23 protein-coding genes are annotated in these 26,375 nt (G+C 66.3%); 18 read left to right on the top strand and 5 right to left on the bottom strand.

The window, feature by feature from the left end:
• Positions 1-89: 89 nt before the first annotated feature.
• Complete coding sequence (locus HWX32_RS02810) at positions 90-1,157, top strand: HNH endonuclease signature motif containing protein (RefSeq protein WP_175934633.1); 1,068 nt, start codon at positions 90-92, stop codon at positions 1,155-1,157.
• Positions 1,158-1,272: 115 nt separating this feature from the next.
• Here the strand turns inward: HWX32_RS02810 and HWX32_RS02805 are convergent, their stop codons facing one another.
• From HWX32_RS02805 to HWX32_RS02795, 3 genes are all read right to left on the bottom strand, one after another.
• Positions 1,273-1,413 carry a hypothetical protein gene (locus HWX32_RS02805; protein ID WP_165603628.1) on the bottom strand — a complete coding sequence of 47 codons (141 nt, stop codon included), beginning with the start codon at positions 1,411-1,413 and terminating at the stop codon, positions 1,273-1,275.
• Between the two features lie 68 nt (positions 1,414-1,481).
• Complete coding sequence (locus HWX32_RS02800; RefSeq protein ID WP_175934237.1) at positions 1,482-1,640, bottom strand: hypothetical protein; 159 nt, start codon at positions 1,638-1,640, stop codon at positions 1,482-1,484.
• 5 nt (positions 1,641-1,645) lie between these two features.
• Positions 1,646-3,655: a M3 family metallopeptidase gene (locus HWX32_RS02795; RefSeq protein WP_175934632.1), complete on the bottom strand. Its 2,010-nt coding sequence runs from the start codon at positions 3,653-3,655 to the stop codon at positions 1,646-1,648.
• 23 nt (positions 3,656-3,678) lie between these two features.
• Between HWX32_RS02795 and HWX32_RS02790 the strand changes: the two genes are divergently transcribed.
• The gene (locus HWX32_RS02790; protein ID WP_075469512.1) at positions 3,679-4,896 is read left to right on the top strand and encodes a carboxylesterase family protein; all 1,218 of its coding nucleotides are present in this window, start codon (positions 3,679-3,681) and stop codon (positions 4,894-4,896) included.
• Here the strand turns inward: HWX32_RS02790 and HWX32_RS02785 are convergent.
• Positions 4,893-5,432, bottom strand: a complete 540-nt coding sequence (locus HWX32_RS02785; RefSeq protein ID WP_254868237.1) for a hypothetical protein — start codon at positions 5,430-5,432, stop codon at positions 4,893-4,895. The two genes, HWX32_RS02790 and HWX32_RS02785, sit on opposite strands and share 4 nt — an antisense overlap.
• A gap of 37 nt (positions 5,433-5,469) precedes the next feature.
• On the opposite strand from HWX32_RS02785, the gene HWX32_RS02780 reads away from it, so the two are divergent.
• From HWX32_RS02780 to HWX32_RS02720, 13 genes are all read left to right on the top strand, one after another.
• A complete protein-coding gene (locus HWX32_RS02780; RefSeq protein WP_175934631.1) occupies positions 5,470-7,329 on the top strand; it encodes an ABC transporter ATP-binding protein in 1,860 nt (619 codons plus the stop codon).
• Positions 7,330-7,343: 14 nt separating this feature from the next.
• A complete protein-coding gene (locus HWX32_RS02775; protein ID WP_175934630.1) occupies positions 7,344-8,465 on the top strand; it encodes a MalY/PatB family protein in 1,122 nt (373 codons plus the stop codon).
• 14 nt (positions 8,466-8,479) lie between these two features.
• Positions 8,480-10,204, top strand: a complete 1,725-nt coding sequence (gene treS, locus HWX32_RS02770) for a maltose alpha-D-glucosyltransferase (protein WP_175934629.1) — start codon at positions 8,480-8,482, stop codon at positions 10,202-10,204.
• Positions 10,195-11,217 carry a trehalose synthase gene (locus tag HWX32_RS02765; RefSeq protein WP_175934628.1) on the top strand — a complete coding sequence of 341 codons (1,023 nt, stop codon included), beginning with the start codon at positions 10,195-10,197 and terminating at the stop codon, positions 11,215-11,217. The genes treS and HWX32_RS02765 overlap by 10 nt, the downstream gene beginning before the upstream one ends.
• Positions 11,218-11,372: 155 nt before the next feature.
• Positions 11,373-12,719, top strand: a complete 1,347-nt coding sequence (gene brnQ / locus HWX32_RS02760; RefSeq protein WP_175935011.1) for a branched-chain amino acid transport system II carrier protein — start codon at positions 11,373-11,375, stop codon at positions 12,717-12,719.
• Between the two features lie 34 nt (positions 12,720-12,753).
• Entirely contained in the window at positions 12,754-13,740 is a 987-nt protein-coding gene (locus HWX32_RS02755; protein WP_175934627.1) for an LLM class flavin-dependent oxidoreductase, read from the top strand.
• A gap of 105 nt (positions 13,741-13,845) precedes the next feature.
• A complete protein-coding gene (locus tag HWX32_RS02750) occupies positions 13,846-14,625 on the top strand; it encodes a GntR family transcriptional regulator (protein WP_175934626.1) in 780 nt (259 codons plus the stop codon).
• A 10-nt stretch (positions 14,626-14,635) separates the two neighbouring features.
• Complete coding sequence (locus HWX32_RS02745) at positions 14,636-16,060, top strand: ABC transporter substrate-binding protein (protein ID WP_175934625.1); 1,425 nt, start codon at positions 14,636-14,638, stop codon at positions 16,058-16,060.
• Positions 16,057-16,992: an ABC transporter permease gene (locus HWX32_RS02740; RefSeq protein WP_303049132.1), complete on the top strand. Its 936-nt coding sequence runs from the start codon at positions 16,057-16,059 to the stop codon at positions 16,990-16,992. The genes HWX32_RS02745 and HWX32_RS02740 overlap by 4 nt, the downstream gene beginning before the upstream one ends.
• The gene (locus tag HWX32_RS02735) at positions 16,989-17,759 is read left to right on the top strand and encodes an ABC transporter permease (protein ID WP_175934624.1); all 771 of its coding nucleotides are present in this window, start codon (positions 16,989-16,991) and stop codon (positions 17,757-17,759) included. The genes HWX32_RS02740 and HWX32_RS02735 overlap by 4 nt, the downstream gene beginning before the upstream one ends.
• Positions 17,746-19,083 carry an ABC transporter ATP-binding protein gene (locus tag HWX32_RS02730; protein ID WP_175934623.1) on the top strand — a complete coding sequence of 446 codons (1,338 nt, stop codon included), beginning with the start codon at positions 17,746-17,748 and terminating at the stop codon, positions 19,081-19,083. Before HWX32_RS02735 ends, HWX32_RS02730 begins: the two co-directional genes overlap by 14 nt.
• A gap of 49 nt (positions 19,084-19,132) precedes the next feature.
• Entirely contained in the window at positions 19,133-20,044 is a 912-nt protein-coding gene (locus tag HWX32_RS02725; RefSeq protein WP_175934622.1) for a ribokinase, read from the top strand.
• Between the two features lie 84 nt (positions 20,045-20,128).
• A complete protein-coding gene (locus HWX32_RS02720) occupies positions 20,129-22,063 on the top strand; it encodes a BCCT family transporter (protein ID WP_175935009.1) in 1,935 nt (644 codons plus the stop codon).
• Here the strand turns inward: HWX32_RS02720 and HWX32_RS02715 are convergent, their stop codons facing one another.
• Positions 22,064-23,245: an alpha/beta fold hydrolase gene (locus tag HWX32_RS02715; RefSeq protein WP_175934621.1), complete on the bottom strand. Its 1,182-nt coding sequence runs from the start codon at positions 23,243-23,245 to the stop codon at positions 22,064-22,066.
• 29 nt (positions 23,246-23,274) lie between these two features.
• On the opposite strand from HWX32_RS02715, the gene HWX32_RS02710 reads away from it, so the two are divergent.
• Genes HWX32_RS02710 through HWX32_RS02700 form a run of 3 tightly spaced genes read left to right on the top strand, consistent with a single transcriptional unit; the run spans position 23,275 to position 26,343 of the window.
• A complete protein-coding gene (locus tag HWX32_RS02710; RefSeq protein WP_175934620.1) occupies positions 23,275-24,669 on the top strand; it encodes a CPBP family intramembrane glutamic endopeptidase in 1,395 nt (464 codons plus the stop codon).
• On the top strand, positions 24,666-25,364 hold the full coding sequence (locus HWX32_RS02705) for a CPBP family intramembrane glutamic endopeptidase (protein ID WP_175934619.1): 699 nt from the start codon (positions 24,666-24,668) through the stop codon (positions 25,362-25,364). Before HWX32_RS02710 ends, HWX32_RS02705 begins: the two co-directional genes overlap by 4 nt.
• Positions 25,354-26,343, top strand: coding sequence for a hypothetical protein (locus tag HWX32_RS02700; RefSeq protein WP_175934618.1), 990 nt, complete (start codon positions 25,354-25,356; stop codon positions 26,341-26,343). The genes HWX32_RS02705 and HWX32_RS02700 overlap by 11 nt, the downstream gene beginning before the upstream one ends.
• Positions 26,344-26,375: the final 32 nt, after the last annotated feature.

Genomic DNA, 26,375 nt, shown 5'->3' with positions numbered 1-26,375 from the left:
TGGATAACTGGGGTGGCTGGACAAAGTTATCCACAGTTTTCGCAGGCAGGGCTTTACGACGCTTGCGTGTGAGTTTAGCGTGCCGGGCTATGACAGGATTCGACCGCTACCTTAAAACCGGGCCCACCATCGACGCCCTCGACGGGTTCGACCGGCCCACAGCACTCGCCGCCGGGTTCGACCCGGCCGTTGCCACCCAGTGGCAAAAACTCCACGACACCTACTACGGCGAAAAACGCTTCGCCTACAAAGCCACCGAAGCCCGCCGCCTCGCCGCGCAAAGCGCGTTCAGCCTCGACCAACTCCGGCTCATCGAGCGCCGCATCGCCCACATCAAAGACCGCGTCGCGCGCTGGAACCTACGCCTCGAACTCCTCGCCGAGCCCGCCACCTACCGCCAGCTGGAAACCCGCATCGCAAAGGTCGTGCCGGAGAAGAAATTCCACCGCACCAAATCGCTGCGGCTGACCCAATCCTCCAACGGGCTGCGCTCGCTGTTTCTCACCGCCGACGAACGCGACCTCGCCGACTTGGAGCACTACCTGCGCCAAGACATCGACACGACAAAACCCGCAGGGCCGCAAATGCTGCGCCGCTTTTTGAAACTCATCCGCAAAGACGGCGGCGGTATCGCCCACGCACAACCGCGGCCCATTGTGGTGGTGACCCTGGAACAACACATGCGCATCATGGCCAGCGACGGCGACGAGGTCGTGCTTGGGCTTTCCGACGGCACCACCATCACCGGAGCCGAATACCTCGCCATGCGCCCCGAACTTTCCGAAGTGGCACTGTTCCACCCCCACGAAGGCGCAGTCAACCTGTACCGCAGCGCCCGCTACGCCAACGACAAGCAGCGCACACTCGCGAAAATGACCCACACGGTGTGCCCGTGGCCGGGCTGCAAACACGCCTCCGAGTACTGCCAAGTCCACCACGTCACCGCATACTCCCAAGGTGGCGAAACCAACATGTCGAACCTGGCCATGCTGTGCAGCTACCACAACCGCATCAACCACGACAACCCCGCACACAACAACCGCCGCGGCGGAATGCAACGGGTAAACGGCACCACCTGCTGGGTATCGCCCAACGGCACACCCGTACCAAACACCACCCACCCCTACGGCGCCGCACACATCCTCACCAACGCCTAAAAACCCAGCGCCTAGAAACCCAGCGCCTGAAAACCCTGCGTCGAGGAGCCCTGCGCCTAAAACAAGAGCACCGAGCCGCGCACGAAAAGATCCCCGTCGCGCAGGACGCGGGCGGTTACAGCGCGCCGATGACAGCAGCGACGATCACCAGCGCGATGAGCAGCCACATCACCTGCGTTACCCGCGACTGCGGATACTTGCGCTGCTGCTTCGGCAAGCGTTGATCCTGCTTACGCAGCTCCTCTGGATTGGCCATGGCACACAAGCCTAGCGCTTTGCCCTCGCCGGCCGGAAACGGGCTCCGAGACGTAGCGGAGCACCGGTTCACATCGTTGCGTCCACCGCATCGGACGTGTTCGAGGTTCTCGCCGCCACCCAGTCGATCACCCGGAGTAATCCCCACGCGAGTAGCCCACCGACAGGCACCGCCGCGGCCAGGATCAGCGGGACTTGCAGCCAGGGGCTCAGGTCGAAGATGGACACGGGCGCTACGCCTCTTCGCCAGATGCGATGGTGCCGGGCGCGGCAGTATCGGGTGCTGCGGCGCCGGCGAGACCGCGACGCTCCAGCAACGGGCGCACGTCCTTGCCTCGGCCGCGGAACGCCCGGTACGCCGCGGCATAATCGCGCGACGAGCCCTGCGACAGAATCGCGTCGCGGAACTTCTGCCCCGTCGCGCGGTTGATGCCCTCAGCCTCCACCAGCGAGAACCCGTCCGCGTCGAGCGCCTCCGCCCACAGGTAGGAGTAGTAGCCCGCCGAGTAGCCACCTCCGAAAATGTGGTTGAACCAGGTGGATCGATACCGCGGCTCCAGGCCGTCGACGTCTAGGCCGTAATCGCCGAGAACCTCTTGCTCGAAGGCGGCAATGTCCTCGGGCAAGTCCCCCTCCAAAGAGTGCCACGCCAGATCGATCGCGGAAGCGGCGAGGTACTCGGCGGTGTCGAAGCCCTGGCCGAATTGGCGCGCCTCGTTCATGGCACGCAAGAGCTCATCGGGGATCACCTCGCCGGTGTCCACGTGACGGGCGTAGTTGCGCACGATCTCCGGGGCGAAGGCGTAGTTCTCGTTGATCTGCGAGGGAAACTCCACCCAGTCGCGCGGGACGTTCGTGCCGGAATGCGAGGGGTACCGCACATCCGAGAGCAGCCCGTGAAGGGCGTGACCGAACTCGTGGAAGACGGTGGTTACCTCGTCGATAGTGAGTAACGGCGAGGTCACGGACATCACGTTGGTGACTACGGGTTTTGTGCCCGCCAGGTGCGACTGCTCCACAAACGAGCTCATCCACGCGCCGCCGCGTTTGGATTCGCGGGCGTTGTAGTCGGTGAGTAGGAGGCCAAGTCCGGTGCCGTCTTCGTCTTTGATCTCCCAGACGTCAACGTCGTCGCGGTAGCCGTTGAGGTCGTCGCGTTTGGTCACGGTGATGCCGTAGAGGAGGTTGGCGGCGTGGAAGGCGCCGTCGATAAGCACTTGCTCGAGGGGGAAGTATTTGCGCAGTTCGGTTTCGTCGAAGCCGAGTTCTTGTTCGCGGCGTTTGGCTTGCCAGTACGGCCAGTCGGCGCCGTCGAGTTCTTCGCCTGCGAGTTCGCTGGCGAGTTTGCGTTCCGCTTCGGCGTTTGCGGCGGCGGCTGGCGCGAGGTCGGCGATGAGTCCGCGTGCGGCGGCGGCCGTCCTGGCGGTTTCTTCGGCGATGACGAAGTCGGCGTGGGTGTCGAAGCCGAGCAGGCGGGCGCGTTCTTGGCGCAGCTTCACGGTTTCTAGGACGACGTCGGTGTTGGTGTGGGCGCCGCGGGACCGGGAGGCGTCGAAAAGCTTGCGCCGCGATTGCGCGACGTCGAGCTCGGCTTGGAGTGTCTGTGTGGTGGGCAGTTCGATGGGGATAACGTATGCGCCGTCGCGTTCGTAGGCGGCGAGTTGCTCCTCGGAGAGTCCGGCGAGTTCGTCGCGGGTGAAGGTGACGGCGAGTCCGCGTGTGTCGGCGAGCAGGTTGCGGCCGAAGCGTTCGGACAGCTCGGAAAGGCGCCGGTTGATGTCCTGGAGGCGGGTTTTGCCGGTGGCGTCGAGTTCGGCGCCGCGGCGGGTGAAGCGGCGCAGCAGTTCGGCGTGGAGGCGGCGGGAGGCTTCGTCGGCGGGCACACGTACGGCGCGTAGCCGTTGGTAGAGCTCCCCGTTTTGGTAGATGGAGTCGACGTGTGCGGACAGGCGGGGCACTATGCGGTCGGCCACGGCGTCGAAGTCGGCGTTACCGTCGGTGGATTGGAGGTTGAAGAACCAGGCAATCACCCGGTCGAGGTCCGCGCCCGCGAGCTCGAAGGCTTCGACGGTATTTTCCCAGGTGGGGGTTTCGGCGGTGGTGATGTCTGCGATTTCGGCGGCGTGGTTGTGTAGCGCTTGCTCGAATGCTTCCTCGACGTGGTCGAGCCGAATCGCCTGGAAATCCGGCAGGTTGTACGGCAGTGTGGACGGCTCGAGCAACGGGTTTTTCATGCGCGCCATTCTATGTGGATACGCTTCAAGGCATGCACACGGAAGTCACCTGCCCCGCCGGTACCGTCGTGGGCGTGACCCGCGATGGTGCGCGCTGGTTTGAGTCGGTCCCCTACTCCCGCATCGTGGGCGCGTTCGACGACCCGTTGCGGGTCGAGCAGGGCTTGCTTATCGACGCCACCCGGCCCCAACCCGGCACCGCCTCCCTTTCCGTGACCACTCCGGACGGCGCGCGCCCAGGGGATGACCTGCCGGTGGTGGTGTGGATCCACGGCGGCCGCTACGAGGTCGGTGACCATACTGAGACCTTTATGCACCCGGAGGCGTTCGCGCGCGCCGGTGTGGTGCTGGTGAGGGTGGGTTACCGGTTGAAGTTTCCGGGTTTTCTGCCGTTGCACACGGATGCGCCGGGGCATTTCCGGGGCGTGGCGGATTGTGCGGAGGCGCTTGCGTGGCTGCAGCGCAACGTTGAGTCGTTCGGTGGCGATCCGACGAACGTGACGGTGGTGGGCCAGTCTGCTGGCGCGGGCATCGCGTTGTGGCTTGCCCGGCGCGACCATTACAAGGGCGAGTTCCGCCGCGCGCTCGCGCTCTCGCCGGCGTTTCCCCGCAGGCCGTTTTCTGCGCGGAAGTGGGCGGCGCGAGCGGCGCTGTCTACCCCGCTGACCCGTGATGCGCTCAACGCGCTGTACCGCGACAACCCGCAGAAGATGGAGCGCGGATACCAGCGTTTCCGCACGCAGTACATCACGGACTGCGCGGTGGGGCCGCACCCGTTCGACGGCACGGAGCTGGCGCAGGTGGACCTGGTGGTCACCTCTACGCGCGACGAGTTCATCAATCACGGTGCCGCGCTGGACCGGGCGGGGCTAGGCGGCGCGTTTGTGCGCTCCGCCGGTCGCCGTATGGGGCTGAAGAAGGGCACTGCGGGCGAGTACGTTGCGGCGGTCAAGGCGGCGGGCAGGCCGGTGGCTGGGCAGTTCAACTCGGACGCGCTGATTCGACGCTGGGTGGACGAGGCTTGCGAGCACGCCCCGGGCAACGTCTGGCAGGCGGAGTTTCCCGCCGGCACGCACTCGAGTGAGCTCGCCGCGCTCTTCCGCCCCGGCACCGAGCTCAATGATTGGCTGCTCGGCTTTGCCCGTGGTGGTGAGGTGGGCTGGGAGGTGTACCGGAGGCGTCGACAAGCATGGCGTGTCGGGGAGGGCGAAACCCACGACCCTCTCGGCTACCTGCGCGGCTGCTTCTAGTTGTTCAAATTGCCTTTGAAGGTGACGTTGCCGATGGTGAACTCCGCGTCCCACAGGTTGCCCGTGGACACGTCGAAGGGGTACTTCGCGTTCGTGGTCGCACCGGGGCCGAGCGGGTGGTCCACCCCAACCATGTCGATGCCGGCGGCTTCCGCGTCCGGGTTGAAGCGCGCATCCTGCATGGAGTTGCCGTCGTTGTAGCGCAGTTTCACGCTGAGGGTGTCGGCGGGCATGGGCGCATCCGATTCGTTGGTCACGGCCACGACCACAACGGAGCCGTTGGGTGAGTACTCGGTGCCCTGCCATTTGTAGCTCAGGTCCATGGCGGGGTCTTCGACGCGCTCGCCGGTGGTCTCGTCCGTTACTTTCGGGTCTACCTCGTCGACTTCGAAGCGCTCCTCGTCTTCTTCGGCTGGGGTGGTTACCTCGATGTCTTCGCCGGTGGCACCTTGTTCTTCTGCTTCGTCCCCGGTCACGCATGCGGTGAGAGCGAGGGAGGTTGCGAGGGTGGCGGCGAGGGTGAGGCGCTTCATCATGGGTGTGAGTGTAGCGCGGTAGTACCATGCGGAAATCATGCAGTCTTTGACGCGCGTGTTGCGTAGCACCTCCGCTCTGTGGCCGTTCTATATCGGAGTGGTGGTGGTGTCCACGGCGGTGGCGGGGTTGAGTTTGGTGTCGCCGTTTCTCATTAGGGAGGCGACCGACACAATCGTCGCATTTCTTAACGACGGCTCCGCAGCCCCCTCCCCCACCCGCACCGTCACCTGGCTCGCGGTGGCGCTGTTCGCGGCCGAGGCGGGCGCGTCGCTTCTGCGCAACGTTTCGGGATACATGGGCGACGTGATGGTGTCGCGCATCCGGCAGATTTTGTCCACGCGGTATTTCGCGAAGTTGCTGGCGTTGCCGCAGTCGTACTTCGACAAGCAGGTCACAGGCACGATTATCGCGCGGCTGGATCGTTCGATTGCGAACGTCACGCAGTTCATCCAGTCGTTCACGAACAACTTTTTGCCGATGCTTTTGCAGGTGGTGGCGATTTTGGCCATCACGGCCGCCTACTACTGGCCGTTGACGGTGCTGTTGGCGCTGCTGTTTCCGCTCTACACCTGGCTCACCGCGCTTACGTCGAAGCGGTGGCAGGTCTTCGAGCAGGAGAAGAACGCGCACATCGACGAGGCGAACGGGCGCTTCGCCGAGGTGGTCGGCCAGGTGAAGGTGACCAAATCTTACGGCGCGGAGGTGCGCGAGCTGGATTCTTTCGGCCGCCACTACACGTCGGTGGTGGACGTCACGCGGCCCCAGTCGCGCTGGTGGCACTCCATGGACACGTTGCGTGGCGTGGCGATGAACCTCATCTTCTTCGGCATCTACCTCATCGTGTTCACCCGCACCCTGGGCGGGCACTTCAGCGTCGGTGAGATGGTGATGCTCATCCAGATGGTCACCATGGCGCGCCAGCCGGTGACCATGATGAGCTGGATCGTCGATTCCGCCCAGCGTGCCGTGGCTGGTTCGCGCGACTACTTCCGGGTCATGGACTCCCCGGTCGAGCCCACTGCGAACGCCCAGGTGGTCGCGGCGACACAGACGTCGGGCATGCCGGAGCTTTCGCCCGTGCAGCACCCGCCGCTTGCGGTGCGGGAGCCGGTGGTGTCCTTCGACAACGTCAGCTTCGAGTACGTGGCGGGTGAGCCGGTGCTGCACGGCGTGACGTTTTCGGCCCGCGAAGGTGAGAAGATCGCGCTCGTGGGCGAGTCCGGCGGGGGGAAGTCGACCATCGTGAACCTGCTGCTCGGGCTCTACCCCGCCACGGGCGGCCGCCTGGAGGTGTGCGGCGAGGACGTACGCGAGCTCGACGTGGAGAAGCTGCGTGCGACTACGGGCGTGGTGTTCCAGGAGGCGGCGCTGTTTTCGGGCACGGTGCACGACAACATCGCGTACGGCAAGCCGGGGGCGTCGCGTGAGGAGGTGGTGGACGTCGCCAAGCGTGCAAATGCTCACGATTTCATCACGAACTTCGCGGACGGGTACGACACTGTCATCGGCGAGCGGGGCCTGCGTCTTTCCGGCGGGCAGAAGCAGCGCGTTGCGGTGGCGCGCGCCATGTTGAAGGACGCGCCGATACTGGTGCTCGACGAGGCGACGTCCGCGCTGGATACGAAGGCGGAGCGCGCTGTGCAGGCGGGTCTCGACGAGTTGATGGTGGGCCGCACGACGCTGATGATTGCGCATCGCTTGTCGACGATCGCAGGCGTGGACACCATCATCACCCTGCGCGACGGGCACGTCGACGAGATCGGCTCACCCGACGAGCTGGCCACATCAGGCGGGATCTACTCCGAACTGTTGCGCTTAACCGCCTCCTCCTCCGCGGCCGACCGGGAACGGTTGAAAGCTTTCGGCTTTTATACCGGCGAGCCCGACGACGAATAGCTACCGTTACACCCATGCAGTTCCCAGACCCCGCAACGTTGAGAGCCCGCCGCACCCGCAAGTGGACGCAGTACGGCGAGGACGTCATTCCCATGTTCATCGCGGAGAGCGACTTCCCCACCGCACCCGCGGTGAAGGACGCGCTGGTTGCCGCCGCTGAGGCCGAGATGTTCGGCTACTCCCCTGCCCCGCACGCCCACAAGGTGGAAGAGGCGCTGTCAGACTTCTACGACTGGCGCTACGGGTGGCGCCCCGACCCGGAGAAGGTCTTCCTGGTGCCGGATGTGGTGCGCGGCGTGCTGCTGTCCATCATGTACTTCACGCAAGGCCCCGTTATCGTGCCGATGCCGGCGTACTTCCCGTTCGTGCCGATCGCCCAGGCTGCGGGCCGCGAGCGCGTGGCGGTGAGCTCCAACGGCGGCCTGGACATGGCCGAGGTGGGGCAGGCGTTCGCGAACGGGGCGGGCAGCATCATCGTGACCAACCCGTTCAACCCGGGCGGCTGGATGTTCACCGCGGAGGAGCTGGACGAGGTGTGCGAGATCGCTCGTCGCCACGGCGGGCGCGTCATCGTCGACGAGATCCACGCGCCGCTGACCTACGACCGCAAGCACGTCTGCGCCGCGGCGAACAACCCGGACGTGTGCATCACGATCACGGCCACCTCGAAGGCGTGGAACATCGCCGGCTTGAAGTGCGCCCAGATCATCTTCTCCAACGACGAGGACGTCGAGGTGTGGAAGGCGATCTCCCCGCTCATCGTCGATGGGGTGGGCACCCTCGGCATCGCCGGCGCGGAAGCTTGCTACTCGCAGGGCCGCGAGTACCTCGACGAAGAGGTCGAGTTGCTCAAGGCCAACCGCGATTTCCTGCTCGAGGAGCTGCCGAAGGCGGTGCCGGGCATCAAGGTGTTGAAGCCGGAGGCGACCTACCTGCTCTTCCTGGATTTTTCCGAGACCGCGATTTCCAGCGTCACGCCCGCCGCCTGGCTACTCGAGCACGCGAAGGTCGCGCTTTCGGAGGGCAGGGACTTCGGCCCCGGCGGCGAGCACCGCGCGCGAATGAACTTCGCCACCTCGCCGGAGATCCTGCGCGAGGCGGTTGAGCGAATCGCCGCGGCGGTGCGCGCCATCTAATACGCTCGAGGGGCATGAGCAGTGCCCCGAAATCGAGCGATTTTCCCACCCCCGCCCCGGCCGCCGAGCCGTGGCAGCGTCCGGACCCGCAGTGGTACAAGGACGCGGTGTTCTACGAGGTGCTCGTGCGCGCCTTCTACGACCCGCAGGCCACCGGCTCCGGCACGCTCGCCGGCCTGGAGGAGAAGCTGGACTATTTGGAGTGGCTGGGGGTGGACTGCTTGTGGTTGCCGCCGTTTTACGATTCGCCGCTGCGCGACGGCGGCTACGACATCCGCGACTTCCGCAAGGTGCTGCCTGAGTTCGGCACTGTGGAGGACTTCGTTTCGCTTATCGACGCCGCCCACAAGCGCGGTATCAGAATCATCACGGACTTCCCCATTAACCACACGTCGGACACCCACGAGTGGTTCCAAGCGTCCCGCCGCGACCCGGAGGGGCCGTACGGCGACTATTACGTGTGGACGGATGATCCGACGCAGTACGAGGGCACGCGCATCATCTTCATCGACACCGAGGAGTCGAACTGGACGTGGGACCCGGTGCGCAAGCAGTTTTTTTGGCACCGTTTCTTTTCCCACCAGCCGGATCTGAATTACGACAATCCGCGGGTGCAGGAAGAGGTCTTAGACGTGATCCGCTTCTGGCTCGATTTGGGGATGGACGGCATCCGCCTCGACGCGATCCCCTACCTGTTCGAGCGCGAGGGCACGAGCTCCGAGAATTTGCCCGAGACGCACGAGTTCATTAAGCGCGTGCGCACGCTTTTCGACGAGCACTACCCCGGCCGCTTCCTCCTCGCCGAGGCCAACCAGATGCCGGACGAGGTCGTCCAGTACTTCGGTCCGTCCGCCGAAGGAGGCTCGAGCGAGTGCCAGATGGCGTTTCACTTCCCGGTCATGCCGCGTATCTTCATGGCGCTTGAGCAGGAGCTCGCGCAGCCGGTGGTGGACATCCTCGCCCGCACGCCGGAGATCCCTCACGACGCACAGTGGGGCATTTTCCTTCGCAACCACGACGAGCTCACGCTGGAGATGGTCGACGACGAGGAACGCGCGTTTATGTACGACGCTTACGCCACGGATCCGCGGATGCGCGCGAACGTGGGGATCCGGCGCCGCCTCGCCCCGCTGCTCGGCGGCGACCGCGACCGCCTGGAACTCGCCCATGCGCTGCTGCTCAGCCTGCCCGGTTCGCCGTTTTTGTACTACGGCGACGAGATCGGCATGGGCGACAACATCTGGCTGCCGGATCGCGACGGGGTGCGCACCCCGATGCAGTGGTCGAACGATAAAAACGGCGGTTTTTCCGCGGCGGACCCGGAGCGGCTGTACTTGCCGCCGATCCGCAACGACCAGTACGGCACGCACACGGTGAACGTGGAGAGCCAGATGCAGCGGCGCAATTCGCTGCTGCATTGGGTGCGCAGGCTGGTACACATCCGTAAGCAGTACAAGGCGTTTGGGCGGGGGACGTTTGACGTCGTGAAGCATGCGAATCCGCACGTGCTCGCGTTTGTGCGCGAATACACCGACGAACGGGGGCAGACGGAGCGGATCCTGTGCGTGCACAACCTGTCGTCGGTGCCGCAGCCGGTGGAGATGGAGTTGTCGCAGTTCGCGGGTGTGGTGCCTCGCGAGCTTTCCGGCGGCGGCGACTTCCCCGCGATCGGTGAGTTGCCGTGGCTGTGCACGTTGTCCCCGAGCGGTTTCTTCTGGTTCGACATCTCATGCGCATAGAGCAGGAGCGCTTCTACGGCGCGAAATCGGAGCCGGTCGACGCGACGGAGGTTGTCGCCCGCGAGCAGGTGGGCGAGTTTGAGTGGCAGCTTCTCGACGTCACACACGGCGACGTCACCGACACCTACCAAGTGCTCACCGACGGCTCACGCGACGTGCTGGCCACCGACGCCGGCGCCCGGGCGTACGCGCGGCACTTCGCGGGGCTTGACGACGCGCGTCCGCTGGGCGCCGAGCAGTCCAACACCACGCTCGTGGTGGAAGGCGAGCTACTGAAGGTCTACCGGCGCCTCGAGGGCGGGCTGAACCCGGAGATTGAGCTGCTCAGCCGCATCGGTGACTGCCCGCACGTTGCGGCGGTGACGGGCACTATTGAGCGGGGTGGGCGCACGGTGGCGATGCTGCAGGAGCGTATCGACGGGGGCGTGGACGGCTTCGACCTCGCCACCGCGGGAGAAGTGGACGCGGACGATGCCCGGGAGCTCGGTGCCGCGCTGCGGCGGGTGCACGCCGCGTTGAAGGATGCGTTTGGTACGGAGCGGGTGGACGTCGCCAAGCAATTGCTCCGCAACCTGGCAAGCTACGGCGAGGCGGTGGGCGACTACGCCGCGCGCGTTCGCGAGCTGTACGAGGGGTTGGGCGAGGTGGAGGTGCAGCGCGTGCACGGCGATGCGCACCTCGGGCAGACGCTGCGCACCGCGGACCGCTGGTACCTGGTGGATTTCGAGGGCGAGCCCGCGCGGCCGCTTCGGGAACGTCGCCGACCGGACCACGTGCTGCGCGACGTCGCCGGCATGGTGCGCTCCTTCGGTTACGCCCGCGCGGTGGGCGGATTCGACGAGGAGTGGGAGCGCGAGCGCGTCGAGGCGCTGCTGGACGGCTACGGCGCCGAGCATTCAGCGTTGTTGCGCGCGTACGTGGTAGATAAGGCGTGCTACGAGGTAGTTTACGAGCGCAACAACCGCCCCGAGTGGGTGGAAATACCCCTGAATGCGGTTAAAACACTCCTGTAATCGTTCCACTTTGTGAAACGGTTGTCCGTAATGCGACGCGGCTGTTTACACTAAGCCCACTTGAACGCATTGAGGGAGGATTTCCTATGGGCTCGACAGCCGTTACACAGGGCGCGCAGGGCACAGCGGGCACAGCCGGCGGCAAGCGCTCCGGCATGACGCTATTGGTCACATCGCTGGCACTGTTTTCCATGTTCTTCGGCGCGGGCAACCTGATTTTCCCGCCGATGCTCGCCGTGCAAGCCGGTGACAACTTCTGGCCCGCCATCCTGGGCTTCTTGGGCACGGGCGCGCTGCTTCCGGTGCTCGCTGTGATCGCGATTGCACTCTCGGGCGCGAACGTGCGCGACCTCGCGCAGCGCGCCGGTACCGTCTTCGGCATCGTCTTCCCTTTGCTGGCGTACCTGTCCATCGGTGCCTTCTACGCCCTGCCGCGTACCGCCGCGGTGAGCATGGAAACCGCCATCTCGCCGCTGTTCAACGTCTCCGGCACCCTCGCCACCGGCATCTTCTCCGTCATCTTCTTCGGAATTGCGCTGACGCTGAGCTGGAACCCGTCCAGCATCATGGACACCCTGGGCAAGTTCCTGGTGCCGTCGCTGGTGGTGCTGCTGATCATCATGATTGCGGTGTCGCTCACCCGCTGGGACGCGCAGCCGGCCACCCCGGCTGAGGCGTACGCCGACGGCCCGTTCACCACCGGGCTTCTCGAGGGCTACCTCACCATGGACTCCATCGCCGCGCTCGCGTTTGCCATCGTGGTGATCTCCAACCTGCGCAACAAGGGCTACGAGGGCAAGGAGATGGTGAACGGCACCATCATCGCCGGCGTCGGCGCTGGCGTGATGCTCGGGCTGATCTACCTCGGCCTGGGCGGCATCGGCCGCGTCATCCCGGGCGGCGAGAACTTCGATTCCGGGGCTGGCCTGCTCGCGGAGGCCGCGAACCTCACCATGGGCACCGCGGGCCAAGTCGTGTTCTCGCTCGTGGTACTGCTCGCCTGCCTCACCACCGCAGTGGGCCTGATCACCGCCACCGCCGAGTACTTCTCTGAGCAGTTTGCCGGCTCGTATCGCACCTGGGCGATCATCTTCACCATCTGGTCCATGATCTTCGCCACCCAGGGCCTGGAGTTCATCATGACGATCGCGGCGCCGGTGATCGGCTTCCTCTACCCGCCGGCGATCGCGCTGATCTTCGTTATCCTCATCGAGCCCGCGTTCCGCTCCAAGACCCGCTTCACCTGGGCACTCATCCTGCCGGTGTGGACGGCCGTGGTGTGGTCGGCCGTCGAGACGTTCATCGGCCTGGGCTGGGGCGCGGACGCCCTCACCCCGCTGGTGAGCTGGGCGCCGCTGCAGGGCGACGGCCTGGGTTGGGTCGCACCGGTTGTGGTGATGTTCATCATCGGACTGGTCATCGACTTTGCCCGCCCGAAGGCGCCCATGGCCATCGGCACGAACCACACTGTCGAGGGCGACGTGGTGGGAGCCACCGCGTAGGGTGGTGCCCGCGCACTAGCGTACCGTGGGGGCCATGAACACTCCCCTGTCACTTCTGGATTTTTGCACCCGCTACCCCGGCGAATCCGTCGGCGAAGCCATCGCCCGCTCCGTGGACTTCGCGCAGCGCGGCGAGCAGCTCGGGTACTCGCGCGTGTGGTACTCCGAGCACCACAACATGAGCTCGATCGTCTCCTCCTCGCCCGCGGTGCTCATCGCGCACGTCGGCGCGAAGACGGAGAAGATCCGCCTCGGCTCCGGCGGCGTGATGCTGCCGAACCACGCCCCGTACGTGATCGCGGAGCAGTTCGGCATGCTTGAGGAGATGTACCCGGGCCGCATCGACTTAGGTCTGGGGCGCGCCCCCGGCACCGACCAGCAGACGCTCGGCCGGGCACTGCGCCGCGATCCGCGCTCGGCGGAGCGCTTCCCCCAGGACGTCATCGAACTGGAGGCGTGGCTGTCGAACAACCCGCCCATCGACGGCGTGACGGCGATGCCCGGCTACGGCACCGAGGTCCCGCTGACCATCCTTGGCTCTTCCATGTTCGGCGCGCAACTGGCTGCGAAGCTTGGCCTGCCCTACTCTTTCGCCTCGCACTTCGCGCCGACGCACCTGGAGGAGGCCACCACCTACTACAAGGAAAACTACGAGCCTTCCGAGCGTTACCCGGAGCCGTACTGCATCGCCGCGGTGAACGTCACCGCGGCCGACACGGAAGAAGACGCAGCACGCCAGGAGAAGATCGTGCACCGCAACCGGGTCCGCTCCCTCACTGGCAGGCGCGGCGCCCACTTGAGCGAGGACCAGCTGGATGCTGTGGTGGAATCGTTCCAGGGCCGCCAGATCATCGACATGCTGCGCTACACCGCGAAGGGCACCGGCAACCAGGTCGTGGAGTACCTCGAGTGGTTCAAGGAGCACTCAAAGGCGGACGAGCTGATGATCTCGCTGCAGGCTGGCAGCCACGACGAGGCGCTGCACTCCATGGAGATCCTGTCCGAACATTGGACAAAATAGGTAGTCATTTGACGCGTGCGGTAATGTAGGGCTTCGTTCCAGCCGATCGGGGACGTGTGTCGTACACCCCGACCAGTTTTGCAAGTTTAGGAAGTGAGCCCCGCCATGGCACAACTGCCCTCCGGACCGTTGCGTCGCCCCCAGCAGCACGAGGAAATCGCCGATTACCTGCGCGACGAGATCTTCGCGGGCCACATCCCGGCTGGCGAGTCGCTGCCGAGTGAGGTGGAGCTATGCGAGCAGTTCAACACCTCTCGCGGCCCGGTGCGTCAGGCTGTGGCGACGCTGCGCGCAGAAGGCCTGCTTTCCTCCGGCCGCGGCCGCCGCTCCCTGGTGCTGTCGAATACGCGGACTGAGACGTTCGAAGAGATTCTGTCCAACACCTCGTGGATCTACCGCATGGGGAAGAACCCGGGCCAGCGTGTGGACCGTTTCGAAATGGTAACGCTTAACACGGAGGATGCAGCGAAGCTCGGCCTTACCGAGGGCGAGCGCGCGCTGGTGGTCGAGCGCACGCACACCGCGGACGACGAGCCCGTGGTGTACGAGACGTTGTACTTCCACCCGGACCTCGCGGACGCGGTGCGTGAGGTGGACACCGAGGACCAGTCGATCCACCGCGAGCTGGTGCGCGGCGGCGTGGACTTCAACAACATTTCCCGCGCGTTCACCATTGAGCAGGCTGACGCGGCCGTCGCCGAGCGCCTCGAGATCGCCCAGGGCGCGCCGTACCTCAAGGTGGAGATCAAGGCGCTGACGCACAACGGCACGCCCATGGAGTACGCGGTCCACCGCTACCGCGCGGATCAGCTCTCGTTTGGGCTGAACAACGTGCGCGGCCACTCTTCTCCGCTGTGGTTCGAGATCGAGTCGCACATTCACTAGAATTCCGCGAATGAAAAAGTTGGCGGTGGCGGCGCTGCTTTCGGCAGCCTCGCTTTCAGCTGGCGCGTGCGCTTCCCCCACCCCGCGCGAGGCTGTGGTGGTCGCTGCCCCTACCCCGCCTGCGGGGCTCGATTTCACGACGGTGGGCGGCGCGGCCGCGCCCCAAGCGCTCGTGGGCAATGTGTACGAGACGTTGGTGCGCATTGACGACGAAGGCGCGCCCGTGCCACACCTCGCCGAGTCGTGGGACATTGCGGGCAACGAGGTGACGTTCCATCTGCGCGAGGGCGTGACGTTTTCCAACGGCAAGGTTTTCGACGCCGATGACGTCGTGTTTTCCATCGATTACGTGCGCGCATCATGGACGAACGGATTGAAGGCGCAGATGGATCCGGTCGTGGAGGTTGAAGCGGTGGATGCGCGCACGGTGCGCGTGCTTCTCGACGAGGCTCCGCTTCCATGGCTGTGGTCCATGGGCACGCTCACTGGCGCCATGATGACGCCGGATTCTGTGGAGCGCCTGGCCACTGACCCGCTGGGCACGGGGCCGTACACGGTGGAGCGCTTCGACATCGGCGAGGCGCTCAGTTTCTCTGCGCGGGATGATTACTGGGGTGAGCCACCCGCGCGCAACGCGGCGATCCGGTACTTCGCCGACCCGGTCTCCGCCGTCAATGCGCTGCGTGTGGGCGATGCGGACGTGGTGTGGGCGATGCAGGCACCGCAGCTGGTGGACACGCTGCCGGAGGACGTGCGCGTGGAGGTGGGCACCACGAACGGCGAAGTGCTGTTGAGCATGAACAACCGCCGCGCGCCGTTCGACGACCCGGACGTGCGCCGCGCGGTGGCCTACGCGGTGGACCGCGACGCGGTGAACGCGGTGGTCTTCGGCGGCCGCGCAACCGACACGGGCGGCGCCCCGGTACCGCCCACGGACCCGTGGTTTACGGGCCGCGATTACTACCCCTTCGACCCGGATCGGGCCCGCGAGCTGCTCGCCGGGCGAACGCCAGAGGTGACTATCACGGTGCCGAACCTGCCGTACGCGCAGGAGGCGTCGGAGTTGTTGTTCTCGCAGCTGCGCGACGTTGGCTTCAAGGTGCGTCTGGAAACGGTGGAGTTTCCCGCGGTATGGCTTGCGAAGGTGCTCAAAGGCCACGACTACCAGGCGTCGCTCATCTCCCACGTGGAGCCGCGCGATATCCCGATGTTGTTCAGCGAGGATTACTACTTGGGCTACGATTCGCCTCAGGCCCGCGAGCAGATCGCCGCTGGCGAGATGGAAAAGGCAGTGGACACCATCATGGCGGACGCGGCGGCGCTGACCATCGCGAACGCCCCGAACATCGTGCTCTTCGCCCCCGGCGTGAGCGGGCTGGACCCGAACGCGGTGACGGACTCGCTGCCGCTGAACGACATCGAGGTGGTCCGGTGACACGCGCGCTGACAAAGGCACTCGCCCGCTTCGTCCTACTGATGTTCGCGGCCAGTGTGGTGATCTTCCTGCTGCTGCGCGCGGTGCCGGGAGACCCGGCGCGGGTAGCGCTCGGGGTAACCGCCACAGATGAGGACGTCGCGGAGCTATCCGCCCGCCTAGGGCTCGACCGGCCGCTGTACGCGCAGTACTTCGACTGGGTAGGCGGGCTTTTCACCGGCAACTTCGGCATCTCGATGGCCAGCGGCCAGGACATCACAGCGACGGTTTTGGAGCGTGGCGCGGTATCGCTCACGCTCACCATCGCCGCGATGGTGGTCTCGTTCGCGGTGGCGGTGCCGGCGGGTGTGTTCCTCGCGCGGCGCTCCGGCACCGGGGTGGGCACAGTCGGCCGCGCGGTCGTGGGCGGGCTTACACAGCTCGGGATTGCGGTACCAAGCTTCCTGGTGGCCATCCTCGCGGTGGCACTGTTTTCGGTGCGCCTCGGCTGGCTGCCTGCGAACGGGTGGGGTACGCCCGCGCACGCGGTGCTTCCCGTGGCCTCGCTTGCGCTGGTGCAGGCGGCGATCCTCACCCGCTACGTTCGCGCCGCGGTGCTCGAGGAGATGGGGAAGGATTATGTGAGAACGGGACGCTCCCTTGGGGCGTCGATAAGCAATGTGCTCTACTCCTCCGCGCTGCGCAACGCGGCGCTGCCCGTGATCACCGTGGCGGGGATTCAGCTGTCCACCCTGGTGGTGGGTGCGGTGGTGATCGAGCGGGTGTTTACCATCCCGGGGCTGGGCACAATGCTTCTCGACGCGGTGGGCAACCGCGACCTCACCACCGTGCAAACCGTGATGATGCTCGTGGTCGCGTTTACCCTGCTGGTGAACTTGGTGGTCGACCTCACGTACGCGGTGGTGGACCCGCGGATTCGGAGGGCGGCATGAGACGTTTAGGTGGCGCAATCGTCGCCGTGATGGTGCTCGTGGCGTGCCTGTCGCTGTTCTGGACGCCGTACGACCCGCTGCAGGCCGACGTTACTGCGCGGCTTCAGGCTTCGAGCCTGGCGCACCCGATGGGCACTGACCAGTTCGGCCGCGACATCGCCTCGCGCGTGATGGACGGTGCCCGGCTCACGCTCGCCACCGCGCTCGGCGCGACCGCGATCTCCGCGCTCGTCGGGGTACCGCTGGGTGTGCTCGCCGGCATGCGCCGCGGCGCCTCCCGGTTCGTGATGGCGGGCGCGGACCTCCTGCTCGCCTTCCCCGCGCTGCTTTTAGCCATCGTGCTCACCGCGGTCTTCGGCGCGAGCATGTGGATCGTCGTGCTGGCAATCGGCATTGCGGGCATCCCCGGGTTCGTGCGCGTGGCGCGCGCCGGGACGCTGACGGTGATGCAGGCTGACTTCATCGCCGCCGCCCGCATCGCCCGCGTCCCGGGCCCGAAAATCGCGGCGCGACACGTGCTGCCCAACATCTGGCCGCTGGTGGCCACGCAGGTCTCCGTCGCGTTGTCCCTGGCAATTCTCGCCGAAGCCGGCCTGTCGTTTCTGGGCCTCGGCGCGCCGGCGCCCTACGCCTCCTGGGGGCGGATGCTGCAGGCCTCCCAGCCGTATCTGGCCACCGCCCCGCACCTCGCGCTGTGGCCGGGTGCGGCGATCGCATTGACGGTGCTCGGTTTCAACCTGCTCGGGAGTGCCCATGATCGACGTTAAGAGCCTGGAAATCCCCGGCATCCTGCACGGCATTACGTTCTCGGTGGCGCGCGGGCAACGGGTGGGCATCATCGGCGAGTCGGGCTCGGGTAAGTCCGTCACCGCGCTGAGCATCATGGGGCTCAGCGACCTCCCTGCGCGCGGCTCCGTCACCGTCGACGGGGTGGAGATGGTGGGCACGCCCGACCGGGTGCGCCGCAAGGTGCGCGGGCGCAAGGTTGCGATGGTGTTCCAGGAACCGATGACCGCGCTCGACCCGCTGAAGAAGGTGGGGCGCATCGTGCCGCGCAGTTTGCTTATCGACGTCGGCGTGGACCGCCCCGACGCCTACCCGCACGAGCTTTCCGGCGGCCAGCGGCAACGCGTCCTCATCGCGCTGGCGCTTTCACAGAACCCGGACGTGCTCATCTGCGACGAGCCCACCACGGCCCTGGACGCGATCGTGCAGGCGGACATCCTCGACCTGTTGGATCGCCTGGTGGCCGAGCGCGGGATGGGGCTGTTGTTCATCTCCCACGACCTTGCGGTGGTGCGGCGGATGACGGACACGGTGCACGTGTTCAAAGACGGGCGCATCGTGGACGCGGATTCGGAGTATGCCCGCGCGCTCGCCGCGGCGGCGGCCCCGGGCGCGCCTGCGCAGCCCGTGGCGCTGGGTGAGCCGGTGATCCAGCTTGACGGCGTCACGCTCGAGCGCGGCGGCGCCCGCGCCGTGGACGACGTCACGTTGTCGGTGGCGCGCGGCGAGCGGCTCGCGGTGGTGGGCGGTTCCGGCTCCGGCAAGACGAGTCTTTTGCACCTCATCGCGGGGCTTGCGCAGCCGACCGCCGGCACAGTGCGCGTCGACGGCGGGCTGCAGATGGTGTTCCAAGACCCGTATTCCTCACTCGACCCGCGCATGAGCGTGGGCGCATCCATCCGCGAGGCGGGCGTGGGCCAGCCGCGTGCGGAGGAGGTGCTGCGCGCCGTCGGCCTCGAGGGCACTGCCGCGCGAAGGCCCCGGGAGTTCTCCGGCGGGCAGCGCCAGCGCATCTCCATCGCACGCGCCGCCGCCCCACGACCGGACATCCTGCTTGCCGACGAGCCGGTCTCCGCACTCGACACCACCACCCAAGACCTGGTCCTCGACCTGCTGCGCGACACCGTCGGCGACGGAACCTTGGTATTTGTCACGCACGACCTGCAGGTCGCGCGCGAGCTGTGCCCCACCGTTGCGGTGATGTACCGTGGCGCGGTCGTGGAGCACGGGGCAACGGAGGAGATTTGGAACAACCCGCGCCACCCCTACACGCAGCAGCTGCTTCGCGCGGTGCTCACGGCGTAACTGCCCAGTATCTGCTGAGCAGCGGCGCCCCCGAATATACTGGCGCGGCATGAGCCAGGTTGTGGTTGTGGGATCCGTAAACGCCGACATCACCGTCACGGTCGCGCGGCACCCGGTGCCCGGTGAGACACTGCTCGGCGGCGGTGGCGGCACCACACCCGGCGGGAAAGGGGCGAACCAGGCGTGCGCGGCAGCCCGCCTCGGGGCGGACGTAGTACTGGTCGGGGCGGTGGGCCAGGACGCGAACGCCACAGCCGCCACCGAGCTGCTCGCAGAAGCGGGCGTGGACCTTGAGCACGTAGAGCGCCTCGACGCGCCAACCGGGCTGGCTGTGGTCACGGTTGCGGACGGCGGGGAGAACACGGTGTTGGTGGTGCCGGGGGCGAATGGGTTGGTGGGGCGGGAGCTCGTCGATAAGCATTGTGCCCCGATTCAGTCCGCTGACCTGGTGCTGCTGCAAGGCGAAATCCCTGCGGACGGCTTCGCGCGCGCCATCCAGCTGGCGCGAAACCGGGTGGTGGTCAACCTCGCGCCGGTAATCGAGGTACCTCAGGACGCGCTGCTTCAAGCCGATCCGCTGGTGGCCAACGAGCACGAGGCGGGCCTGATCTGCGCGCAGTTCGGCCTGGACACGGACGGCACGCCCGAACAGCTCGCCCTTCGGCTGCGCGGAGCTGGGTTCGCCTCCGTGGTGCTCACGCTCGGCCCGCAGGGCTCGCTCGTCGCCGCAGGTGAGACCGTCACGCACATTGACACCCCCTCGGTTGCGGCGGTGGATACCGTCGGCGCGGGTGATGCGTTCACCGGCGCGCTGTGCGGGAAGCTCGTGCAGGGCGCATCGCTTATCGACGCCTGCCGGTTCGCCTCCCGCGTCGCCGCTTTCAGCGTCACCCGCCCAGGCGCACAGCCCTCCTACCCGCACGCCGGGGATTCGCTCCCCCGGGACACTTCAAACCACTAGCCCTTTTGACGGTTGCAGTGTTAACTCATCCTTATGAAAAAGGAAGAACAGTCAGCCGAATCGAAGGTGCGGCCCGCTGATCGCATGGGTGACCGCATGCGCGTGAAGCGCACCGCGTCAGCGAAGTACCCCGATAACATCCACCCCGGCCTCGTGCCGGGCATTGCGATTGAGGAAAACCGCTACCGCTTCGGCCTGGACAAGGTTGTCTTCGGTGTCACCGCCGTAGCCATCCTCGCCTTCGTGGCGTGGGGCATGACGAACCCGCAGCAGGTCGCCGACGTATCGAGCGAAATGCTCACCTGGGGCCTGCGCCACTTTGGCTGGCTGTTTAACGTGCTGCTCGTGCTCTGCGTCATCCTGATGGTGGTGCTGGCGTTCTCCCGCTTCGGCAACATCAAACTGGGCAAGGACGACGAGGAGCCGGAGTTCTCCCTGTTTTCCTGGGTCGCCATGATGTTCGCCGCTGGCATCGGCGTGGGCATCTTCTTCTTCGGCCCATCCGAGCCGCTGGCGATGTACCTCGACCCGCCGCCTTTGACGGTAGAGGCAGAAACGGAGGAGGCCCTCCACCAAGCCATGGCACAGGCTGGTTTCCACTGGGGCGTAAACCCCTGGGCGCTGTACTCGCTTGTCGGCGGCGCAATGGCATACTCCTGCTACCGTCGCGGCCGCCCGACACTAATGAGCTCGTTGTTTACCCCGATTACCAAGCGCTCAGGCCCGATGGGCACCGTGATTGACATCTTGGCGATTGTGGCCACCTTGTTCGGCACCGCCGCCTCCCTGGGTATCTCGACGCTGCAGATCGGCCAGGGCATTGCGATTATCCGCGGCGGCGAGGAAACCTCAATGGGCATCCTGCTCACCGTGATGGGTGTGCTGACCATCGGGTTTGTCATCTCCGCCGTCTCTGGGGTGGGCAAGGGCATCCGCATTCTGTCCAACATCAACATCTCCTTTACCTTCGGCGCGATCCTGTTCGTCTTCATCTGCGGGCCAACGCTGTTTCTGATCAACCTGCTGCCGTCCGGTTCGCTGGCGTACGTAGACAAGTTCTTCGACATGGCGTCCCGCTCGCTGTCCTGGGGCGAAGAAACGCTCGCGTTCCAGACCGACTGGACCGCTTTCTACTGGGCCTGGTGGATTGCGTGGGCGCCGTTCGTGGGCATGTTTATCGCGAAGATTTCCCGCGGACGCACCCTGCGCCAGTTCGTCACCGTGTCCATCATGGTGCCCACCATCGTGCTCATCTTGGCCTTCACCGTCTTCGGCGGCACTGCGATCACATTCTCGCGAGCGGACATCGACGGCTTCGACGGCTCCGCCACCCCTGAGCAGGTGCTGTTCAACATGTTCGGCGAGCTGCCGCTCGCCTCGATCACTCCATTCATCCTGGTGGGCATCCTGTCGGTATTCTTCATTACTTCCGCCGACTCGGCGTCGGTGGTGATGGGCTCGATGTCGTCGAAGGGTGACCCGGAACCGAACAAGCTGGTCGTGGTGTTCTGGGGCCTGTGCATGATGGGCATCGCCGTCGTCATGCTGCTCACCGGCGGCGAAGATGCGCTCTCCGGCCTGCAGTCCTTGACCATCTTGAGCGCGATGCCGTTTTCCATCGTGGTCATCGTGCTCATGTATTCCTTCGTGCGCGATCTCTCTACAGACCCGATCGCCATCCGCAACGCGTACGCCCGCAACGCGATGAAGTCCGCCGTGATCCGCGGCCTGGAGGAGTACGGCGACGACTTCGAGCTGGCCGTCGAGCCCGCCGAGGAAGGCATGGGCGCCGGCGCCACTTTCGACTCCACCGCTGACGACCTCACCGAGTGGTACCGGCGCACCGACGAAGAGGGCAAGCCCGTGGGCTACGACTACAAAACCGGTGAATGGTCCGACGGCTACACGCCGAAGGAGGAAGAAGACGGCGAAGCTGATTCCCAGACCTCCGCAGGCGGCAGCACCAGCGTCAAGGAGATCTACCAAGACACCGCGGTGGACAACCAGGACGAGAAGTAGCTACACTCCGGCCATCTCAAACAGGGTGCCCAGCACTTCGGCCCCGTGCCGGCGCAGGCCGTCGTGCTGGAACTTCGCCGTCTCGAACACTTCGGCGCCAACGCGCCGCGCGGTGTCCAGGCTGAGCTCGCGCGGCACGTAGATATCGTCGGTGTAAACCACCGCGTAGGCGCTGTCGTGCTCGCGCAACCCCGCGTACGGGTCCGGCCAGTCCGACTTCTGGGCGAGCTTTTCCGCCGCGGCTGCGAAGGGGCGCAGCGCCGGGTCCTCATCGAATTGGAACGGGAAGATGTGCTCGCCGGTGAGGAAGAACTCCGCATCGTCGGGCGAAGCGTCCGGGGCAAACCCGTCGAGGCCGCGTGAGGCACGCTCCGCCGCCCACGCCGTCGCGCCCGATGCCACGCCACCGTAGATCGACTCATGGATCGCGGCGTACAGCGGGGCCTTGGCGAAGCTCACCCGTTCCCCCACCTCCGCCATGAAGTCCGTGCGCAGCCGCCCGCTCGGGTGGAACGGCGCCTCGAACAACCGCGCCAGCGCCTCGAAACCGTCCTCGCGCCCCAGTGCGATGCCCACGGTGCGCAGCCTGCGCGGGGTGAGGCGCTCGCCGGTGGGCAGCGTCTCTTCCTCGTTCGCCAGGTGACGACAAACGTCGCGCACCATCCGCTCGGCCTGCGGGTAGCGCTCGGCGAACTGTTCGTGGCGCACGCGCAGCTTCTTAAACGTCGCCCGGTACACCTCGTCAGCCGGGACGCCCGTTGCTGGCAGCCCGCCGGTGAAAAACGCGTTGCGCACCCGCTCCGGGTGGACGGCCAGATAGTGGGTGAGGCAGAAGCCGCCGAAAGACTGGCCCAGCACATCCCACTGCTTCAGCCCCATTCGCTCGCGCAGCGCCTCCGCATCGGCCACGATGTGCTCTTGGCGCAGGTGGGTGAGCACGGTAGCGTCGATAAGCGTAGGCTCCGCCGCATCGATGCGCGTGGAACGGCCCGTGCCACGCTGATCCAACAACACCACCCGGTAGCCGCGCGCAAGGGCCGCGTCGATCCAACCGTGCCGCTCGCGCGGCGCGGCCATGCCCGGACCACCCTGCAGGTACAGCAGCGCAGGTGCGTCCTGCGGCCCCACCACCCGGGCGAAAATGTCGAAGCCGTCGCGTTCAAACTGGACCGTGGCATGCATGCCGAGAATGATAGTTACACTCATTGCCCATGATCGCCCCATACCACCGCCTCGCGCTCACGGAACGCACGCGCGCCTTCAGCGCCTGGCGGCCGGTGATAGAAATCGCCGTCGTGCTCGCCCTGTTCGCGGTCGTGCAGGTGGTGTGGGTGTTCGGCGCCGCGGCCGTGTTCGGCTTCAGCTGGATCGAGTCGGTCGTGCTCGACGCCCCTGTCGACGAGTTCGGCCAAGAGCTGGACAGTAATCCCGCCACCATGGTGTTCACCTACGGCGCCATCGCCGCGACCACCCCGGTGGCGTTCGTCGCGGCCTGGGCGGCGGGGCGCAAACCGCGCTTCATCTGGTCGGTGGAGGGCCGGTGGCGGTGGCGGCCGTTTATCATCGCGCTGCTGGCCACCGGCGGGCCCATCGCCACCATTTTCGCCGCGGACCTGCTCATCTTCGGCGAGGTGCCAGCCGGCGTCGACCGGACCTTCTGGGCCTGCCTCGCCGTCGCGCTGACGGTGATCCCGGTGCAGTGTCTCGCCGAGGAGCTCATCTTCCGCGGCTCGCTCACCCAGTCCATCGGCGCCTGGACGAAAAGTCCCTGGCTCGCCTACGTTTTGCCGGTCCCGTTGTTTATCATCGGCCACCCCTACGACGCCGCCGGGATGCTCAGCGTGGGTCTGTTCGCGCTCGCCGCGTCGTTCTTGGTGCACCGCACCGGCGGCCTAGAATCCGCGGCGGCGGTACACATGGTGAACAACGTTTCCATCTCCTACGGCATGTTCTCCGGCATCACCGCCGAGGAGGGCCCGCGCTACTGGCTGTTCGCAGTAACGGATCTGGCGCTGGTGGCCTCCGTGGTGGGCTTGGCGGTGGCCACCACGGCGAAATCCGTGGTGCAGGTGGTTACTACGGACGCGCAGGTGCGTTCACTGCCCAGCCCAACCGGTGAGCTCGCCGGGCCAGCCGGGGTGCGCGTCGCGGCCCCCTGGGTTGGGCAAAGCTTCGGCGCGGAGCCCGACGGCTGGGCGGCGAACGCGCGCTGGCACACGGTGGGCGACAACCGCGCGCGGCTCACCCGCGATGGCCTCGAGCTGAACCTCTACGCCTCCCCCAGCGCTGTCGAGCTGCGCGTGCGCAACACCTCCCGCAGCCCCCGCCCAATCCAACTCGCGCTGCTCCCCCAGTGGAACCTCACCGCCGACGGCACCGCGTACGGGCTGGAGCGCGAGGTCGCCCCGGGCATCTACACCGCGCAGGGGAGCATTTTGCTTATCGACGCCTCCCGGTCCATCACCCTTTCCCCCACCGACGCCGACCACATCCTCGTGCGCCAGCCCGGCATCGTGGGCCCCGCGCTGCTCGGCGAAGGCGGCGCCGGCGCGGTGCTCGCACCCGGCGAGGAAGCAACCGTGGGCTTCCACGTGGAGGCCACATGAACACCGCAGTGCGGCCGCTGAAGGAACTTGGATGGCTCGCGCTGTGCTGGGTGGCGTTCACCACCGCCGCCTCGCTGCTCATGCAGCCGCCCCACGGCCTGCTTCGCCCGCTTTTGGTGGTGGCGTGCGCGCTGCCGGCGCCGTTCATCGCGGCCCGTGCGGCCGGGCGACACGAACGCGACGTACTCGGGCCGGCGCGGCGCGTGCGCTGGGACGTGCTGACGCGCAGCCTGGTGGTTGCGGCGCTGGTGTACGGGGCGTTGGGATTGTGGAGGTACGGGCAGGGACCGGGCGGCGTCGATAAGCAAATGCTCCTTGTACTCGCCATCGTGCCCCTGCAAGCCGCGGCGGAGGAAGCCGTGTTCCGCGGGGCGTTGCCGCAGATCATCGGCGCGTGGGTGCGCGCGCCTTTGGTGGCCTACGGCCTGCCTGCGCTGTTGTTCTCGCTCGGGCACGGCGACGTGTTGGGCGCGCTGGCGTTCGGCGCGTGTGCCGCGGCGCTTGCGTGGTACACCGGCGGGCTCGAGGCGTCTTTCGCGCTACACGTCGGCGCGAACCTGGCGTTCTACCTGCCGATCTACTCCGGCGCGCCGGTGCACCTAGGCCCAGACACTCTCGCCGCAGTTGTGGCGGCGGGTGGAACCGCGGCGTGGCTTTGGGCGTCTAAAGGCTATGCACAACGGAATGGAAATTGAGCTCGCCGCACCCATCGTTCACCGAAACCAGCTGGTAGGAGGGGTGGAGTACTGTCTCATTAGCCAGCACCACTGCCTTGCAACCCACCATCTGCGCGCTGGTTGGGCTGTAAGCCACGCCGCCGCGCAACACCCAAGGGGCGTTCACTACCCCGCACCCGCCGCAGCCCGCGCCGTCGCGCACGCCCTCGAGCGCGCCACCTGCACAGTCGCCGGGTTTTCCGCCCTGGCGATCTACGGGATGCCGTACCTCGTCGAAGGTGCGGACACTACCCTGCTGGCGCCCGTCGAGCGCAATCAGGCAGCCACTGCCTCCACCCCCGCCCTGATCCGCCCGAGCGGCGCGGTACCTCCTGCCTGGGAGCTGTGGTATCACGGCTCCCCGATCCGGGTAACCCCGCCGGCATTCGCCCTGCTCCAGGCACTCCAACAGGTGAAAACGGGGCTGCACGCGTGGCAGGTCGCGCCGGTGCCTGGGTTGAAGCCCGTTGATGTCCGGGCTGTCCAACTCGTCGACTGCGCGCGCCGCTTCCTCAACCTCACCTGCGCAGAAATCCGATCCGCCGCGAAAGGCCTCATCGACGGCCGCTGGTTGAAACGGGTGCTCAAACAATCCAGCGGTAGCGCGGATTCCCCGAAAGAGACAGAATTGCGCCTGCTGGTGCAGGGGATCGCCGAGAACTATGGGCTCGAACTCAAGGAGCAGGTCATGCTTCACGACGGCGACCGCATCATCACCGTCTTCGACCTCGCCTTACCCGAACTCCGGATCGCGTTAATGTACGACGGCCGCCACCACATGGACTTCAAGCAGAGAGAAAAAGACTCCATCATCGGCTTGACCTCAACCCTGATGGAGTGGACAGTGCTGCGCTGTTACCAGGCCACCATGCACCGCTGCCTGGAGATCTTAGAGCAGCTGATAGTCAAACGCCTCTCCGAGCTTGGGCTGCTGCCGAAATCCTGGCTGCCCGGCTGAAGGATTCCGCACCTGCCCGGAAATCTCCCTGG

This window comes from Corynebacterium sp. Marseille-P4321, from assembly GCF_903645305.1.
Lineage (GTDB): Bacteria > Actinomycetota > Actinomycetes > Mycobacteriales > Mycobacteriaceae > Corynebacterium.
This window is presented reverse-complemented; position numbering and strand designations above follow the sequence as displayed.

Bases quoted from the DNA above. Each gene is read 5' to 3' on its own strand.
- HWX32_RS02810 (WP_175934633.1), top strand. From the start codon at position 90: ATGACAGGATTCGACCGCTACCTTAAAACCGGGCCCACCATCGACGCC.
- HWX32_RS02805 (WP_165603628.1), bottom strand. From the start codon at position 1,413: ATGGCCAATCCAGAGGAGCTGCGTAAGCAGGATCAACGCTTGCCGAAG.
- HWX32_RS02795 (WP_175934632.1), bottom strand. From the start codon at position 3,655: ATGGCGCGCATGAAAAACCCGTTGCTCGAGCCGTCCACACTGCCGTAC.
- HWX32_RS02790 (WP_075469512.1), top strand. From the start codon at position 3,679: ATGCACACGGAAGTCACCTGCCCCGCCGGTACCGTCGTGGGCGTGACC.
- HWX32_RS02785 (WP_254868237.1), bottom strand. From the start codon at position 5,432: ATGATGAAGCGCCTCACCCTCGCCGCCACCCTCGCAACCTCCCTCGCT.
- HWX32_RS02780 (WP_175934631.1), top strand. From the start codon at position 5,470: ATGCAGTCTTTGACGCGCGTGTTGCGTAGCACCTCCGCTCTGTGGCCG.
- HWX32_RS02775 (WP_175934630.1), top strand. From the start codon at position 7,344: ATGCAGTTCCCAGACCCCGCAACGTTGAGAGCCCGCCGCACCCGCAAG.
- treS (WP_175934629.1), top strand. From the start codon at position 8,480: ATGAGCAGTGCCCCGAAATCGAGCGATTTTCCCACCCCCGCCCCGGCC.
- HWX32_RS02765 (WP_175934628.1), top strand. From the start codon at position 10,195: ATGCGCATAGAGCAGGAGCGCTTCTACGGCGCGAAATCGGAGCCGGTC.
- brnQ (WP_175935011.1), top strand. From the start codon at position 11,373: ATGACGCTATTGGTCACATCGCTGGCACTGTTTTCCATGTTCTTCGGC.
- HWX32_RS02755 (WP_175934627.1), top strand. From the start codon at position 12,754: ATGAACACTCCCCTGTCACTTCTGGATTTTTGCACCCGCTACCCCGGC.
- HWX32_RS02750 (WP_175934626.1), top strand. From the start codon at position 13,846: ATGGCACAACTGCCCTCCGGACCGTTGCGTCGCCCCCAGCAGCACGAG.
- HWX32_RS02745 (WP_175934625.1), top strand. From the start codon at position 14,636: ATGAAAAAGTTGGCGGTGGCGGCGCTGCTTTCGGCAGCCTCGCTTTCA.
- HWX32_RS02735 (WP_175934624.1), top strand. From the start codon at position 16,989: ATGAGACGTTTAGGTGGCGCAATCGTCGCCGTGATGGTGCTCGTGGCG.
- HWX32_RS02730 (WP_175934623.1), top strand. From the start codon at position 17,746: ATGATCGACGTTAAGAGCCTGGAAATCCCCGGCATCCTGCACGGCATT.
- HWX32_RS02725 (WP_175934622.1), top strand. From the start codon at position 19,133: ATGAGCCAGGTTGTGGTTGTGGGATCCGTAAACGCCGACATCACCGTC.
- HWX32_RS02720 (WP_175935009.1), top strand. From the start codon at position 20,129: ATGGGTGACCGCATGCGCGTGAAGCGCACCGCGTCAGCGAAGTACCCC.
- HWX32_RS02715 (WP_175934621.1), bottom strand. From the start codon at position 23,245: ATGCATGCCACGGTCCAGTTTGAACGCGACGGCTTCGACATTTTCGCC.
- HWX32_RS02710 (WP_175934620.1), top strand. From the start codon at position 23,275: ATGATCGCCCCATACCACCGCCTCGCGCTCACGGAACGCACGCGCGCC.
- HWX32_RS02705 (WP_175934619.1), top strand. From the start codon at position 24,666: ATGAACACCGCAGTGCGGCCGCTGAAGGAACTTGGATGGCTCGCGCTG.
- HWX32_RS02700 (WP_175934618.1), top strand. From the start codon at position 25,354: ATGGAAATTGAGCTCGCCGCACCCATCGTTCACCGAAACCAGCTGGTA.